Annotated in this window: 20 protein-coding genes and 1 pseudogene; 7 read left to right on the top strand and 14 right to left on the bottom strand. The window is 34.6% G+C overall.

Features of this window, described 5'->3' with window-relative positions:
• From AC4AGG_RS12330 to AC4AGG_RS12345, 4 genes and pseudogenes are all read left to right on the top strand, one after another.
• Positions 1-708, top strand: a pseudogene (locus AC4AGG_RS12330) (hypothetical protein); the annotation flags it as partial.
• Between the two features lie 7 nt (positions 709-715).
• On the top strand, positions 716-1210 hold the full coding sequence (locus AC4AGG_RS12335) for a GNAT family N-acetyltransferase (RefSeq protein ID WP_489772311.1): 495 nt from the start codon (positions 716-718) through the stop codon (positions 1208-1210).
• A gap of 141 nt (positions 1211-1351) precedes the next feature.
• Positions 1352-1759, top strand: a complete 408-nt coding sequence (locus AC4AGG_RS12340; RefSeq protein WP_489772312.1) for a hypothetical protein — start codon at positions 1352-1354, stop codon at positions 1757-1759.
• Between the two features lie 75 nt (positions 1760-1834).
• The gene (locus AC4AGG_RS12345) at positions 1835-2326 is read left to right on the top strand and encodes a GNAT family N-acetyltransferase (RefSeq protein WP_489772313.1); all 492 of its coding nucleotides are present in this window, start codon (positions 1835-1837) and stop codon (positions 2324-2326) included.
• A 60-nt stretch (positions 2327-2386) separates the two neighbouring features.
• Here AC4AGG_RS12345 and AC4AGG_RS12350 read toward each other — a convergent pair whose 3' ends face one another.
• Positions 2387-2734 (bottom strand): arsenate reductase family protein, encoded by a 348-nt coding sequence (locus AC4AGG_RS12350; protein ID WP_489772314.1) that lies wholly within the window; start codon positions 2732-2734, stop codon positions 2387-2389.
• A 96-nt stretch (positions 2735-2830) separates the two neighbouring features.
• On the opposite strand from AC4AGG_RS12350, the gene AC4AGG_RS12355 reads away from it, so the two are divergent.
• The gene (locus AC4AGG_RS12355; protein WP_489772315.1) at positions 2831-3298 is read left to right on the top strand and encodes an acyl-CoA thioesterase; all 468 of its coding nucleotides are present in this window, start codon (positions 2831-2833) and stop codon (positions 3296-3298) included.
• 48 nt (positions 3299-3346) lie between these two features.
• On the opposite strand, the gene AC4AGG_RS12360 is transcribed toward AC4AGG_RS12355, so the two are convergent.
• The 13 genes from AC4AGG_RS12360 to AC4AGG_RS12420 all read right to left on the bottom strand — a co-directional run bounded on the left by AC4AGG_RS12360 (position 3347) and on the right by AC4AGG_RS12420 (position 11458).
• Positions 3347-4018 (bottom strand): SCO family protein, encoded by a 672-nt coding sequence (locus tag AC4AGG_RS12360; RefSeq protein ID WP_489772316.1) that lies wholly within the window; start codon positions 4016-4018, stop codon positions 3347-3349.
• Position 4019: 1 nt separating this feature from the next.
• On the bottom strand, positions 4020-4301 hold the full coding sequence (locus AC4AGG_RS12365; RefSeq protein ID WP_489772317.1) for a YHS domain-containing protein: 282 nt from the start codon (positions 4299-4301) through the stop codon (positions 4020-4022).
• Between the two features lie 88 nt (positions 4302-4389).
• The gene (locus tag AC4AGG_RS12370) at positions 4390-5055 is read right to left on the bottom strand and encodes a murein L,D-transpeptidase catalytic domain-containing protein (protein ID WP_489772318.1); all 666 of its coding nucleotides are present in this window, start codon (positions 5053-5055) and stop codon (positions 4390-4392) included.
• Positions 5039-5338 (bottom strand): hypothetical protein, encoded by a 300-nt coding sequence (locus AC4AGG_RS12375; RefSeq protein ID WP_489772319.1) that lies wholly within the window; start codon positions 5336-5338, stop codon positions 5039-5041. The genes AC4AGG_RS12370 and AC4AGG_RS12375 overlap by 17 nt, the downstream gene beginning before the upstream one ends.
• A 5-nt stretch (positions 5339-5343) precedes the next feature.
• The gene (locus tag AC4AGG_RS12380) at positions 5344-6024 is read right to left on the bottom strand and encodes a TIGR02117 family protein (protein ID WP_489772320.1); all 681 of its coding nucleotides are present in this window, start codon (positions 6022-6024) and stop codon (positions 5344-5346) included.
• Between the two features lie 48 nt (positions 6025-6072).
• The gene (locus AC4AGG_RS12385) at positions 6073-6273 is read right to left on the bottom strand and encodes a helix-turn-helix transcriptional regulator (RefSeq protein ID WP_489772321.1); all 201 of its coding nucleotides are present in this window, start codon (positions 6271-6273) and stop codon (positions 6073-6075) included.
• A complete protein-coding gene (locus AC4AGG_RS12390) occupies positions 6273-6659 on the bottom strand; it encodes a hypothetical protein (protein ID WP_489772322.1) in 387 nt (128 codons plus the stop codon). Before AC4AGG_RS12390 ends, AC4AGG_RS12385 begins: the two co-directional genes overlap by 1 nt.
• A 182-nt stretch (positions 6660-6841) precedes the next feature.
• A complete protein-coding gene (gene rny, locus AC4AGG_RS12395) occupies positions 6842-8410 on the bottom strand; it encodes a ribonuclease Y (RefSeq protein ID WP_489772323.1) in 1569 nt (522 codons plus the stop codon).
• 229 nt (positions 8411-8639) lie between these two features.
• Positions 8640-8927, bottom strand: coding sequence for a cell division protein ZapA (locus AC4AGG_RS12400; RefSeq protein WP_489772324.1), 288 nt, complete (start codon positions 8925-8927; stop codon positions 8640-8642).
• A complete protein-coding gene (locus tag AC4AGG_RS12405) occupies positions 8927-9229 on the bottom strand; it encodes a hypothetical protein (protein WP_489772325.1) in 303 nt (100 codons plus the stop codon). Before AC4AGG_RS12405 ends, AC4AGG_RS12400 begins: the two co-directional genes overlap by 1 nt.
• Positions 9230-9374: 145 nt before the next feature.
• Positions 9375-10157, bottom strand: coding sequence for a type IX secretion/gliding motility protein PorT/SprT (gene porT / locus AC4AGG_RS12410; RefSeq protein ID WP_489772326.1), 783 nt, complete (start codon positions 10155-10157; stop codon positions 9375-9377).
• A 2-nt stretch (positions 10158-10159) separates the two neighbouring features.
• A complete protein-coding gene (ubiE, locus tag AC4AGG_RS12415; RefSeq protein WP_489772327.1) occupies positions 10160-10879 on the bottom strand; it encodes a bifunctional demethylmenaquinone methyltransferase/2-methoxy-6-polyprenyl-1,4-benzoquinol methylase UbiE in 720 nt (239 codons plus the stop codon).
• Positions 10880-10888: 9 nt separating this feature from the next.
• Positions 10889-11458 carry a hypothetical protein gene (locus tag AC4AGG_RS12420; protein ID WP_489772328.1) on the bottom strand — a complete coding sequence of 190 codons (570 nt, stop codon included), beginning with the start codon at positions 11456-11458 and terminating at the stop codon, positions 10889-10891.
• A gap of 97 nt (positions 11459-11555) precedes the next feature.
• Between AC4AGG_RS12420 and AC4AGG_RS12425 the strand changes: the two genes are divergently transcribed.
• Positions 11556-12623, top strand: a complete 1068-nt coding sequence (locus tag AC4AGG_RS12425; RefSeq protein ID WP_489772329.1) for a 3-oxoacyl-ACP synthase III family protein — start codon at positions 11556-11558, stop codon at positions 12621-12623.
• 30 nt (positions 12624-12653) lie between these two features.
• Complete coding sequence (locus tag AC4AGG_RS12430) at positions 12654-13859, top strand: metallophosphoesterase (RefSeq protein ID WP_489772330.1); 1206 nt, start codon at positions 12654-12656, stop codon at positions 13857-13859.
• Positions 13860-14095: the final 236 nt, after the last annotated feature.

Genomic DNA, 14095 nt, shown 5'->3' on the forward strand with positions numbered 1-14095 from the left:
GTTCTAAAACATATATTTGATTATTCTTTGTTTCGTGAAAATAAGAAAACAATTGTTAATGGATATTGGTTATCTGAAAATTTAGGAATCGAATGTTGTCCTTATTGTAATAGGAATTATACGAGTTCCCACCAAACATATTATAAAGATGTAAATGAAGAAAGCAAACCAAAATTTGTATTTCCAGAGTTTGATCATTTTTTTCCAAAAGAAAAAAATCCAATTTTAGCATTATCTTTTTACAATCTAATTCCTTCTTGTAATATCTGCAATTCTCATTTCAAAAACGGAAGAGAACCCGAAAAAGTTTTTCATCCGTATAAACAAGTTGGCCATCATTTTTTTTCATTTAAAGGTTTACCAAGTGATATTTCAACACTTTATGGAGCAGGAAAAAATGTAGTTTTGGATTTTGATTTTAATTGTGACGCTGAAACAGAAGAAGAAATTAAAAAATCCATTGATTTTTTTGGAATAAAAGATACATATGAAAAGACACATTCTAATTTGATAGAGGATATCATCTATAAAAGGTTGGCTTTTAGTGACCGATATTTAGCCGAGTTACAAAGCACTTATAAAATTACATTTGAAGAAGCCTACAAAATTTTGTTTGAGGTTTATTTCGAAGATGAAAAGCACCACAAAAGACCATTTAGTAAATTGAAAAAAGATATTTTTAAAAGTTTTTCAAAACATAAAAACTAAATAATCTATGCAAACCACTCGTCTCCAACTGCGACCATTCCAACTTTCCGATGCCATTCATTTCTACGAAATGAACAACGATTGGGATTGTATTAAATTCACAGGTGATGTTGCATTTAAAAATGTGGAAGAAGCCGAAAATTTTCTGAAAAATTATGACCATTACGAAAAATATGGTTTCGGAAGATGGACGGTTTTAGATAAAAATTCAGGTGAATTTTTGGGTTGGTGTGGTTTGAAATATGATGAAACTTTAGACGAATATGATATTGGGTTTCGTTTTTTAAAGAAACATTGGGGAAAAGGTTACGCTACCGAATCTGCTGAATTTTGTTTAAAATTAGGTTTTGAAAAATTCAACATGCCCGAAATTGTAGGTAGAGTAATGCCAGAAAATACGGCTTCTATTAAAGTTCTCGAAAAATTAGGCATGAACTATCAAAAAACCATCCAAAAGAATAACCAACCTTGGTTAATTTACATCAAGAAAAGCCAATGTTAACTTAATGTTACATCAACAATAACACGTAAAATCCTTATTAATAAGGATTTTTTCGTTAATATGCTTGCTGATTCGATATTTATTATTACATTTGTGTTAATCTAATGTTAACTGAATATTAACAAACAAAATTGAATCAAAATGAAAAGTAACAGTATCAAAACAGGCTTGGTGACAGTATTTATCTTCATTCTTTGCGGAATGAGCGGAACTTTAAATGCGCAGAAATTGAAGAACACTGGTACAATTGAAGCGATTCAGTTAACAAAAAAGGATAACTTTTCGGACTTGAAAAAGGTAGTTTACAATAATTTTGACTACGCTCAAGTACAATCCGAACCAGGAACTTACAACTCAACGGTAAAATTCGAATTAAATAATAATGGAAAAATCACCAATGTACATGCAAAAGGTGATTGTCCAAACGTTGACCAAGAATTAGAAAACACAATGGCTTCATTAATGTACAAAATTGATGTTTCCAAACTTGGTAATGATGCACTCAACACGATTTACTCAATGCCAATACAATTGGTATTAGAAGAATAATAAATTAATCATCAGATTTGTGAAGACTGTTTCTATTATTTGAAGCAGTCTTTTTATTTTTGTAAAAACATCATTATGTACGAAATCAGAGAAATGACAGAAAAGGATAGTGCAACTATTTTGGAAATCTACCAACAAGGAATAGCTTCCAAAAATGCCACATTCGAGCAACAAGCACCATCTTGGGAAGTGTGGGACAGCAAGCATCTGTCAGATTCTCGATTTGTTCTAGAAGACGAAAACAATCAAGTTGTAGGTTGGGCTGCCCTACAACCAATAAGCTCCCGAGATTGTTACAAAGGCGTTGCCGAAGTTAGCGTCTATGTTCACCAGCAACATCACAACAAAGGACTGGGGACAATATTGCTTAAAAAAATCATTTTAGATAGTGAGGACCGTGGGTTTTGGACGCTGCAAAGCGGAGTCTTCCCAGAAAACATAGCCTCTATTTCAATTCATCAAAAACAAGGTTTCAGGATTGTAGGAAAACGACACAAAATTGCAAAAATGGACGGAATCTGGAGAGACGTTATCCTAATGGAAAGACGCAGCACTGTGATAGATTGATTAGTCTTAAAACCTATCTAATTTAATTAAATTATCTTCTCTATAACTTCGACCAGAAAACTAAAGCATGAATGCTCTAAGTTTCTCGATATTGTTTTTGTCACTTCCAACAAAAATTTCCTTATCTGTCATGAAAACTGGTCGCTTCAAAAAACTATACTGCTCCATAATCAATTCCTTGAAATCCTCCTCTCCTAGCAATTTTACGTCAATATTTCTTTCTTTAATCTGTTGAGATTTTTTGCTAAAAAGAGACTCATAGGACTTTGTCAAATTATACATTTCATTCAATTCAGATTCAGTAACAGGAGCGAATTTTATCTCACGAAGTTCCCAATCCTTCAAATCAAATTCGGACATTATTCTTTTGCAAGTACTGCAAGTTTTGAGGTAAAACACTTTCTTCATAGGGCAAAAGTATAAATATCTTCGCTCAAAAACGAAGTCTAGAAAGAGAATATCCAGATGTTAAAAACAATTTCCTATTTTCGTTAAAAATTTACGATGGAAAATAAGCCTATTTCTTTTCAATTCATTTCAGAGCCTGGGGATGTTAATTATGGTGGCAACGTACATGGAGGCGCTGTAATGAAATGGATTGACCAAGCTGGTTACGCCTGTGCTTCTACATGGAGCGGAAATTATTCGGTAACCGTCTATGTTGGTGGCATCCGATTTTATTCTTCTATTAAAATTGGTGAAATTGTAAGAGTTGATGCACAAGTAATCTATACTGGTAATACGAGTATGCATATTGCTATCAATGTTTACTCACGAAACATCAAACAAAAAGATTTCGAAAAGAAAACCCATTGTATTATTGTTTTTGTTGCGGTTGACGAAAACGGAAAAACTCTTCCCGTTCCAAAATGGATTCCGACAACCGAGGAGGAAATTAATCTGGAAAAATATGCCATGCATCTGATGGCACTGCGAAAAAACATTGAGGACGAAATGAAGCCTTTTCTGTAAGATTGGGCAACTTTGAGACTATACCTATGCAGAATAGCTACTATAAACCTATTCTTTGAGAAGTTTTTGAATATCTTCAATCAGGATTGCTCTATCAGGGTGATACTTTCCGGTGAGACTAGGTTTTGTTCCTTTTTCATCCTCGAAATTAAGCCCAGAATAATACAAAATGGGCAGTCCATCTTCATCCAATCGACAACGCAGATTACCCTCTTTATCAACCAAAGCTAAAAAACCGCTGTGATTAAGACTCTCGGACTTGTCTTTCTGATCACCAACATAGATATCGAATTCGTTGGCTAATTTCCCTATGTAAGAGCGGTCACCAGTTAAAAAATGCCAATTGGGGTTATTAACACCCAAACTTTGCGCATGCTTTTTCAAAAATTCGGGGGTATCGTTGGTGGGGTCAATACTAATAGAAATAATCCCGAAATCTGAGTTCTTAATTTCTTTTTCAACAAACTTCAAATTAGTATTCATTACAGGACAAATCGTAGGACATCGAGCATAGAAAAACTCAACAACATAGACTTTTCCAAGCATATCTTTGTCCGTAATCATTTTCCTATTCTGATCTGTTAACTTGAAGCTGGGAACTTTCATTACCGTTTGCAGATTATCGTTAAGATATCGCTTGATAAAAAAAAGCGCAATAATTGTCAATGTTGCAATCAAAATCGGAAGCAACCATCTTTTAATCCCTTTCTTTCCCTCCATACTATTGAGAAATTTCGGTGTGTTTTTTAGGATCTTTTAGAAATTCGGATTTGCAACTCGCGCTACAAAAACCATAAACTTTGTTCTGATAAACTGCGGTATCCTTCAAAAAATCTTTGGTCTCCATTTCACAAATGGGATCCTTACTGTTAACAACTTGCACCGTCAATTTTTCTCCAGAACTGGACATTTCATCATGTTCAACCTTTTTGACATCCAAATTTTTCTTGCAAGAAACTGTCAACATAGCCACCGAAATCGAAAGAAAAAATACACTTTTCATAATTAATATTTAATGAAACAAAATTAAGGATTTCGCAACGATTACTTGAGGTAAATGATATTTGAATTCATTAAAAAAACAAAAAAAGTTATTGATACATCCAAAACAAAACTGGCTTTTTTGAAGCTTGCAACATCGGATCTATTTCTTTCATAGCCTCGTTGGAAACTGTTGGACAACCCCATCCTTCGGGAGAGCCTATTGGAAAAACTTCTTCATCAGACATCAATTCCCACGAATGAAAAACGATAAATCGTTTCACCGCATTAGAGTTGGTTGATTCCAGACCATGCATTATATACTTGATATGAATTCCCCAATCGCTGGGACCCCTTGCTCCTATTTTGTATTTCCCAAGTGAAGAAAGATGACTCCCATCCAGATTGCTAAATTTCGGATTATCCTTCGAACCATCACTACTCCAAGACTGCTCTCCACAACCATGCCCTACCAAATATTTCTTGGATATTGTATTGGTTTTAAAATCAAAAACCATCAACCGATAAACTCCCGAATGCAAGCTAATATCAGCAAGAATACAAAAATCTGTATTATACCCCTTTTGCCTGCAAAAAGCTAAAGCTTCAGTAGCTTTCTTTAACGTTTTCACAGAATCAATTGTAGGCTTGTCAGGAGTAGTAACGTGCCTTTCAAGAGATAAAGGAGAATCATCACTTGTCTTTTCCTTTTGACAGCTGACAAAAGAGAAAAGAAACATTGGCAAAACAAGAATATACTTATGCAGCATCTTCATCAAAATTGATTTTTCTTTTTTTGGTAATCGAGTACACCAAAAATGCCTGAACAAAAACATTAGCCAAAAAAATCAGGATGGATTGATAAAATGGTAATGGCGCATAAAATGGATAAGTTCGGTCAATAAAAATTGCGGGCGAACTAACCAAAATTTCAATTAACGAGAAAAATTGACTCAGAAATTCATTATCAAAAGCATTCACCAATAATAAGCTATACAATAGTTGGTAAGCAATATCTACAAAAAGAACCAAACCGAAAATGACTAAAAAACGTTTCAACCTAATTAATCTTTGTAATGCTGGAAAATACCTCTGTCGGTTGCAGTCCAAAAAGCTGCTTTTTGCCCCGCTGCTTTCAGTCCATTGTTAGCCCAAGTATTACAAGTGTAAAGAAAACTATATTTGCCTTTCGCATCATAAAAAGCGTCACTATCACCATATACCGCATCAGTTTTGACGAACATCACTTTACCAGACGTATCTCGATCAAACTGCGAATTGATGTATTGAACCAAATCTCTGTATTGCTGAGATGTCAACATTATTTTTTTGCAATCGTCCCCTTCTTTCATATTCTTATAAAAAGTACAATGCATTGCTGATTCGCTCATCCAAAAAGCAGCTTTAATTGCAGTTGAGAACTTCAAATCTGCCCATGTCGGAGTATCAAGATAGAATCCTTTGTCCCCCCAGCCAAAAGCCAAGTACTGATAATCGTGACTTTTTGAGCGAGTATTTTCAAAAGGAATTTCCGTAGTCCAATCCATTTCTGCCGTCCGAATCGGAACAACCAAATCCGTATGAACTCCATTGGTCAGGATATATGCTTCAATTGTCTTAGGATCCTGAGTTTCTTTAGCTTTAACAGGAATGTAAGGAAGTAGAATTGCGCATAGAACGTAGAAAGCCACAATGCCCAAAAGAATTCCGAGACTCTTCAAGACAATTCTTATAAACTTTTTCAATATTTTGTATTTTGAGATAAAATTATCAAAAAACTTTCAAACTCACCACTAATCCTTCTCCTCAAGAGAAAAAATTTCATTCACGGTTTTATTAAAGACTTTTGAAATCTTGAGAGCAAGAATTGTTGAAGGAACAAAACGGTCTGTTTCTATTGAGTTAATCGTCTGTCGGGACACTCCAATTCTATCAGCAAGTTCCTGCTGTGTAATATTGAGAATCGCGCGTTCGACTTTGATAGTATTTTTCATTAGTATTCTCTTTGCAATTGAACTATGAAATTCATTAGGTAAATAACAAGCATTAGCATAACAGTATATACGCTATCATAAGCAGAAAGAACACCCCAATCAAAAAAATCCAAAATAAAATTAAGTAGAATACTAAAAACGATAAACAAAAATGATGCAGCGAAGCTGGATAATCTTACTTGTTGGACACGCTCGTCTTCAATTTTTTCTTTAGAAAAAGCAATAACAGTAAGTCCCAGCAACATTAATAATGAAGTCACACGATAATCTTCATATTGCGGGAACCAACCAGCCTTTTCTTGAAGTACAAAAGCCACCAAAGCCATAACCAATAAAGCAATTCCAATAAATTTGAAATAACGTGGAAGTAACCAAATCTTTGTCATAATAAATGTATTTTACAAATTAATAAGTTAGTTTTACAATATGACAAATATACTTTACATTTTTGAATTAGAGAAATATTTTTTAAAAAAAAATGCTTTTTTCAATTATTGATAAAACTCAAAATAAAAACCCTTTCAAAGTTCAAAACTCTGAAAGGGTTAATCAAATATTAATTTAAATTTTATCTTGCGATATTAACCGCTCTCGTCTCCCTAATAACAGTGATTCTCACTTGTCCAGGATACGTTAATTCATTCTGAATTTTCTCTGAAATATCATAAGAAAGTTGCGCTGCAACTTCATCATTAACTTTTCCACTTTCTACCATTACACGAAGCTCTCTTCCTGCTTGGATAGCGTACGCACTAGAAACTCCATCAAAACTTAACGCAGCAGCTTCCAAATCCTTCAATCTTTGAATATAAGACTCCAAAACTTGTCTTCTTGCTCCTGGTCTTGCTCCAGAAATACCATCGGCAACCTGAATAATTGGTGAAAGAAGTGAAGTCATTTCGATTTCGTCGTGGTGAGCTCCAATCGCATTAACAACTTCTGGATTTTCTCCAAATTTCTCGGCCCATTGCATTCCTAATAAAGCGTGAGGAAGCTCTGATTCTTGTTCAGGAACTTTTCCGATATCGTGAAGAAGACCTGCCCTTTTAGCTAACTTAACATTCAATCCAAGTTCTGCAGCCATTGTCGCTGCAATATTAGCTACCTCTCTTGAGTGTTGAAGTAAGTTTTGACCGTAAGAAGAACGATACTTCATTCTACCAACGATTTTCACCAATTCTGGATGCAAACCGTGGATTCCAAGATCGATGATGGTTCTCTTCCCAACTTCGATAATCTCCTCTTCGATTTGTTTTCTAGTCTTTTCAACAACTTCTTCGATTCTCGCAGGGTGGATTCTTCCATCTGTTACCAATCTATGAAGTGACAATCTTGCAATCTCTCTTCTAACTGGATCAAAACAAGATAATAGAATTGCTTCTGGTGTATCATCAACAATGATCTCTACTCCTGTTGCAGCTTCCAAAGCTCTAATGTTACGACCTTCTCTACCGATGATTCTTCCTTTGACTTCGTCAGATTCGATATTGAAAACAGACACCGAATTTTCGATAGCTTGCTCGGTCCCAATTCTTTGAATGGTCTGGATAACAATCTTTTTAGCTTCACTTTTAGCATTCAATTGCGCCTCTTCGATAATTCCTTGAACGTGTGCTTGTGCCTTTGTTTTCGCTTCTGCTTTCAATGCTTCTACTAATTCAGCTTTAGCTTCTTCCGCTGTGTAATTAGATACTTTTTCAAGGATTTCTACTTTTTTAGCGGTAATTTCTTCTAATTCCTGCGTCTTTCTTTCAAGAACTTCGTGCTTCTTAGAGTAATCTGCAATTTGACGATCAAGATCTTTTTCTAGCTTACCAGCCTTGCTTAATTCGTCATTCAATTTTTGTTCTTTATCAGCTACCCTCTTCTCAGACTCCTGCATTTTGCGCTCTCTGGACTGTATCTCCGAATCATGCTTCGACTTAAGTTCCAAAAATCTTTCCTTCGCCTGAAGATGCTTCTCTTTTTTGATCGCTTCTGCTTCTACGGTAGCCTTCTGTATAATATTTTCAGCATTTTTTTGTGCATCTTTTAATATAAATTGAGCTTTAGAATTAGAAGAATTTTTTGAGAAAATGATGCCAATTACTACTCCGATGAGTAAGGCAACAATCCCAACAATAATAGGTATCGTCATATATTTTGAGTTTTAATTTATTTTCATTTTAAACATAAAAAAAGCCTACAACAATTCAGTGATATAGAGTAAACTCCTAATCAACACGATTTGGACTGATTTCTTCGCTCTGTAATCTGCGTAATGCAGCACGCCATTGCATAGACTTTTGCCCGGTAATTGTTTTGCGTTGAGTTTACCTGTAATGTGTTAGAATTATTGTAGGCAGAACAGCTTAGGAAGAACTAATCTAGTCTTCCAATTCTTCCAAGAGTTGGTTGAGCTTCAGCAACTTCTCATTGGAAAGTTTAATATTTTTCTCGTTTGTAAAAGACGCTACTTCCGCATTGGTCCCTAACTTAAGGGCACACATTGCCAAAGCATCCTGCTTATCTCTTACATTGAAGTTTTTTTCAAAATCTTTAATCATGTTTTCAATCTGCTTTCCTACTTTCCGAAGTGTCTCTTCTTCGGCTGCAGGAACATTAAGCGGATACATCCTTCCAGCTATATTAATGGTAATCCTTATCACTTCCATTACATTCCGCTATTTTGAATTTGTGCAATACAAGCATCTACTTCCTTAATTAACCGATTGATATAATTTTTCATCAGTCTATTATGTTCAGGATTACCTGAAATTGCAGCATGAAGTTTTATGTTTTTGTAATCTTCTGCAAGCACCTGATTCTTCTTCTTCTCTTCTTCGTATTTCTTTTTCAGATCTTGAAATTCTTCTTCCAATTCTGTATGTCGGAGATGAAGACTTTTGTACTTCTTTTGGGTGTCCAAAATCTTCTTCTCTAATTCTGAAAAATGAAACTCCAGTTCTTTCAGCATATCAGGATTTCTAAATTCTAACTATATTACAAAAGTATGAATTTAATTTCAATTGAAGTAAAACTTATTCCTTTTTCGTTACTTAAATAATAAAAAAAGAAGGACTCAAAGGCCCTTCTTTTAAAAATATCAATTTTATTATTTCTTATTCGAATTTTAGCATGAACATAAATGCACTTGATTGCATTGTCGAAATTGCTGGTGTCCAATATGGTGCGGTTCCTCTATTATCTGCAACGATTTCATTGTTAAGAAAGAATGTCCCTCTCACTCCTGGAGTCATCTTGAATCTCCTGAAATAAAGCTGAATACCCATCTCTGCACTCCAAGCAAAATTATGTGTTGTTGTACGGAAAACTCCTTGCAAATTATCATTAGGATTCTTAGCGTTAGATTGCAAATTCACGATATAATTAATACCTGTTGCAAAATAAGGTCTTGAGTTGTACCATCTGTTTCCATGCACTTCAATCATGGCAGGGATATCAATTAGCGTAGATCTTACTTCTCTTACTTTATGATTTTCTGTTAAAACAATAGTTGTGAAAGGGTCATTGGTTAAAGAACCTCCTGAGTACAAATCATTGGTCTGAGTCTCAAAACGAACTTCTCTCTGTACAAACTGCATTCCTGGTTCCAAACGCACATCAAAATAATCATTAAGTCTCATCTTCCCGATTAGACCTGCCCCAAAACCAACGCTTGATTTTGTAGTTACTAAATTTCTATCGTCATACATTCCGTATCGAGGATCGAGTACCAAATGGTAATCATAAACAGAAGTATTAAGAAAGAAACCCCAACTGAACTTTTGTTCATCGAAACTTTCTAAACGGTCCATTCTGTTTTTGTTACGGAACTGTGCATTTGCAAATTGTGTAACCCCTAGTACAATTACTACAAACGTTCTTAGAAAAATTTTATTCATAATTATTTAGTTGCTTTATAAATAGTGGCAATGCCTAAACTTAGTTTTTTATATTCTACTTTTTGAAAACCTGTTTCCAGTAAAATCTGCTTCATTTTCTCTCCATAAGGAAAAGCATTAACCGAATCTGGTAAGTAAGTATAAGCTCTATTGTCTTTGGAAATCATCTTCCCAATTGCTGGTAAAATATTTTTGAAATAAAACATATAAAAAGGCGCCATAACACCTTCTACTTTCGAAAATTCCAAAATATAAACGCTCTTACCTTGCTTCACTACTCTTCTAAGCTCATGCAAACCTTTGCTCAAGTTTTCGAAATTTCTCACCCCAAATGCCACCGAAACCGCATCAAATCTATCATCCTGAAAAGGTAAATTTTCGGCATCACCCTTTTCCATAGAAATTCTGCCGTCTAATTTAAGTTTTTTTATTTTAATAATCCCAACATTTAACATTTGTTGAGACAAATCAAGTCCTACCACCTTTGCATGGGTGCCTTTTTCGACAGCGATTGCTAAATCTCCTGTCCCAGTTGCAACATCCAAAACTTCATTTGGTTGATCTTTGGACATCCAATTCACTAATGTCTTTCTCCAAAGGGTGTCGATTTTCATGGATAACATCCTATTAAGAAAATCGTATTTGGGAGCAATGTTGTCAAACATCTCCTCAACTTGCACTTTTTTGGACTCGTCGGTTTGGTATGGGGTAACTTCTTTCAAGAAAACAATTTATAATTTATAATAATCTTTATAATACTTCAGAAAATCTTCTTTTCTGAAAATCTTGGTACGGGATTCCACTTTCTGGATATTCTTAATCATCTTATCATACTGCTCATCCACATTGTAATAAAAATCCTCTGTGTACAGTCCTTTAAAATGCTGAGGCGCTCCCAGATACAACTTCCCGTCAATATCTGTTTTTTTAAGAGCCAAAAGTAAGGAATCTTTGTTAATATTATAACCGTAATATTGTGTATTGATGTAATAATCCTGATTTGCGATATTAAGAAGACCTCTCAATTTCTTCACTTCAAAAGCGGAGTCGTACAATTTTTTGCGATCCGAACCGAAAACTTCAATTTTGTTATTCCCTTTTGGTAATTCTACCTTTACTGACTGCCCTGCTCCAATCACTTGCTCTTTGTCCCCATTGATCTTGAAATAATACATCTCAGTCGAAGGATTATCAACCAAGTAAGCATTCTCTTTTTTCAAAAGCAAAAAATAGATGGAAAAAGAAGCAACAAAAACAGCAGCAGAAATCAAAAAACCTTTCGAAGCCGGACTTAGTTTCATGTACTTAATCTAATTTGGTGCAAATTTAACAATAATTTTAATTCTTGCCTTATAGATTATAATTCTTAACTTTGTTGCTTATACTTTTTTTAAACAGATGCCAAATACTATTATTGTAGGTTCCGGAAGTTATGTCCCGAGCAATGTTATCAGCGGAGAAGATTTTTATAGTTCGGAGTTTTTCGATGAAAGCGGAGAACGTATCAATAAACCTTCCGAAGAAGTAATCAGGAAATTTATTGAGATTACCGAGATCTACGAAAGAAGATATATAGATAATGATCTGAGCAATTCGGATATGGGAGCAGCAGCTTCAAAAGAAGCCATCTATGATGCTCAAATTGACCCGGAAAGCATCGATTATATTATTTGCGCCAGTAACTTTGGAGACACTACTAAAAAAGGTAGAGCCGATTATATGCCTAATGTGGCTGCAAAAATCAAAAATAAACTTGGAATCAAAAATCGTAAATGTATCACTTATGATATGCTTTTTGGTTGTCCAGGTTGGGTAGAAGCCATGATTTTGGCGGATAATCTTATCAAAGCGAATGCCGCAAAGACTATTTTAGTTATCGGAACAGAAACTCTAAGCAGAGTAACAGATCCTTATGACAGAAACAAAATGATTTTTGCTGATGGGGCTGGAGCAGTTATCGTACAAGCAACCGAACAAGAAAACGTAGGTATTATTTCACATAGTACTATTTGTGATAATGATGCAGAACTTACTTATCTCACTAATGCACCCTCTTTAAATAAAGACGCAGAGCAAGATTCTCTCTATATCAGAATGCAAGGAAGAAAAATCTATGAATATGCATTGAAGTATGTTCCAGATGCAATTAAAGAAACCATTGATCACGCACATCTTTCTATCGAGAATATTGACAAAATTTTACTACATCAAGCCAATGCAAAAATGGATCATGCCATTATTGATAGATTGATGAGATTATATGATATCAAAGAGTATGATCACGCTGTTGCTCCAATGACCATTCAAAAATTTGGAAATTCATCAGTTGCTACCGTACCAACGATGTTTGACCTAATTATCAAAGGAAAAATGGAAGGACACCGATTTATGGAAAAAGGTAATATCGTGTTGGCTTCAGTAGGAGCAGGAATGAATATCAATTCTATTGTATACCGTTTCCCATAGCCAGAATAATCAACAATTTCTCTAGATAAAGTGCAAAAGAACCTCATCATTTTATTGGTTATATTTTTGATTCTTGAAGTATATATCTATCAAGCCTTCAAAACATTGACCTCGAATTCTTGGGCTCGAATTATCTATGCTGTTGTCACCTTATCTGTATATGCTTTTGCGATATATGAAGTGCTTAATTTTCACCGTTCGGATAAAGATCAACACAGAATACAGCTGATTAGTTCTATCTTTTTGGTGTTTGTATTACCAAAATTTTTTGTTGTTATATTCCTAATCATTGATGATATCCTGAGGTTATTTCGATATGCCTTTGTTTTCTTTTCTGAATCAGAAAACTACTATCCAGAAAGAAGAAAGTTCTTGAGTGTACTTGGATTTGGTTTTGTTGGTTTTCTATCTTTGCTACTAACAGATGGAATATTATTTGGAAAATACCGATATCGTGCGAGAAAAGTAAAAGTTAAAATACCAGGACTTCCAGCAAGTTTCAAGGGATATAAAATTGTTCAAATTTCTGACGTACACAGTGGAAGTTTTTTTCACCCAGAAAAGCTACAGAAAGCTATCAATCTTATCAATGAACAAAATGCCGATCTCGTACTTTTCACGGGAGACATGGTTAATAATGTTGCCACAGAATTTCCTCCTTTTATACCATTATTCAAATCGATTAAAGCAAAAGATGGGAAATTAGCTGTACTCGGAAACCATGATTATGGCGATTACTATAACTGGAATTCAAAAGAAGAAAAGGCGCAAAATCTTCTCGATCTTATTGAATTCGAAAGACAAGCCGGTTTTGATATGCTTCGCAACGAACATCGAGTCATTGAAAAAAATGGAGAAAAATTATATATTCTCGGTGTTGAAAACTGGGGAGAAAAGCCATTTCCACAGTTCGGCGACTTGGACAAGGCTGTAGCTGGGGTACCTCAAGATGCCGCTAAAATATTAATGAGCCACGACCCGACTCATTTTGATAGAGTCGTCAAGAAACATCCGTCTAATGTATATCTTACCCTTTCTGGTCATACCCACGGAATGCAATTTGGGATTGATTTAAAAAATATTAAATGGTCTCCTGTACAATATCGATATCCAAAATGGGCAGACCTTTATGAAAGCGAAGGCAAATTACTATATGTAAATCGTGGATTTGGAGTTTTGGGATACCCTGGACGAGTTGGAATTTTACCAGAAATAACGGTATTTGAATTAAATTAAAAAGATAACATTATTAAAATATTACGCGCGACTTGCCTTTGGCAAGTCGCGCGTCTATTAAAAAACCATTCAACACTATCTATTTATTTTTTTTCAACCTTCACTAAATGTCTATTTAAAAAAGCCAATGACAATTAGTTCTTCATTAAGAGCCCATTTAAATTATATTCAATAAATCTTTATTGAATTAGGCATTTAAGCAATAATTTGTTTGTAAGAGATTGGTTTTGATATAA

Source organism: Chryseobacterium sp. CG10_8 (assembly GCF_058117085.1).

Excerpts from the sequence above, each read along its gene's own strand:
- AC4AGG_RS12335 (WP_489772311.1), top strand. The coding sequence starts at position 716 with ATGCAAACCACTCGTCTCCAACTGCGACCATTCCAACTTTCCGATGCC.
- AC4AGG_RS12340 (WP_489772312.1), top strand. The coding sequence starts at position 1,352 with ATGAAAAGTAACAGTATCAAAACAGGCTTGGTGACAGTATTTATCTTC.
- AC4AGG_RS12345 (WP_489772313.1), top strand. The coding sequence starts at position 1,835 with ATGTACGAAATCAGAGAAATGACAGAAAAGGATAGTGCAACTATTTTG.
- AC4AGG_RS12350 (WP_489772314.1), bottom strand. The coding sequence starts at position 2,734 with ATGAAGAAAGTGTTTTACCTCAAAACTTGCAGTACTTGCAAAAGAATA.
- AC4AGG_RS12355 (WP_489772315.1), top strand. The coding sequence starts at position 2,831 with ATGGAAAATAAGCCTATTTCTTTTCAATTCATTTCAGAGCCTGGGGAT.
- AC4AGG_RS12360 (WP_489772316.1), bottom strand. The coding sequence starts at position 4,018 with ATGGAGGGAAAGAAAGGGATTAAAAGATGGTTGCTTCCGATTTTGATT.
- AC4AGG_RS12365 (WP_489772317.1), bottom strand. The coding sequence starts at position 4,301 with ATGAAAAGTGTATTTTTTCTTTCGATTTCGGTGGCTATGTTGACAGTT.
- AC4AGG_RS12370 (WP_489772318.1), bottom strand. The coding sequence starts at position 5,055 with ATGAAGATGCTGCATAAGTATATTCTTGTTTTGCCAATGTTTCTTTTC.
- AC4AGG_RS12385 (WP_489772321.1), bottom strand. The coding sequence starts at position 6,273 with ATGAAAAATACTATCAAAGTCGAACGCGCGATTCTCAATATTACACAG.
- AC4AGG_RS12390 (WP_489772322.1), bottom strand. The coding sequence starts at position 6,659 with ATGACAAAGATTTGGTTACTTCCACGTTATTTCAAATTTATTGGAATT.
- rny (WP_489772323.1), bottom strand. The coding sequence starts at position 8,410 with ATGACGATACCTATTATTGTTGGGATTGTTGCCTTACTCATCGGAGTA.
- AC4AGG_RS12400 (WP_489772324.1), bottom strand. The coding sequence starts at position 8,927 with ATGGAAGTGATAAGGATTACCATTAATATAGCTGGAAGGATGTATCCG.
- AC4AGG_RS12405 (WP_489772325.1), bottom strand. The coding sequence starts at position 9,229 with ATGCTGAAAGAACTGGAGTTTCATTTTTCAGAATTAGAGAAGAAGATT.
- porT (WP_489772326.1), bottom strand. The coding sequence starts at position 10,157 with ATGAATAAAATTTTTCTAAGAACGTTTGTAGTAATTGTACTAGGGGTT.
- AC4AGG_RS12420 (WP_489772328.1), bottom strand. The coding sequence starts at position 11,458 with ATGAAACTAAGTCCGGCTTCGAAAGGTTTTTTGATTTCTGCTGCTGTT.
- AC4AGG_RS12425 (WP_489772329.1), top strand. The coding sequence starts at position 11,556 with ATGCCAAATACTATTATTGTAGGTTCCGGAAGTTATGTCCCGAGCAAT.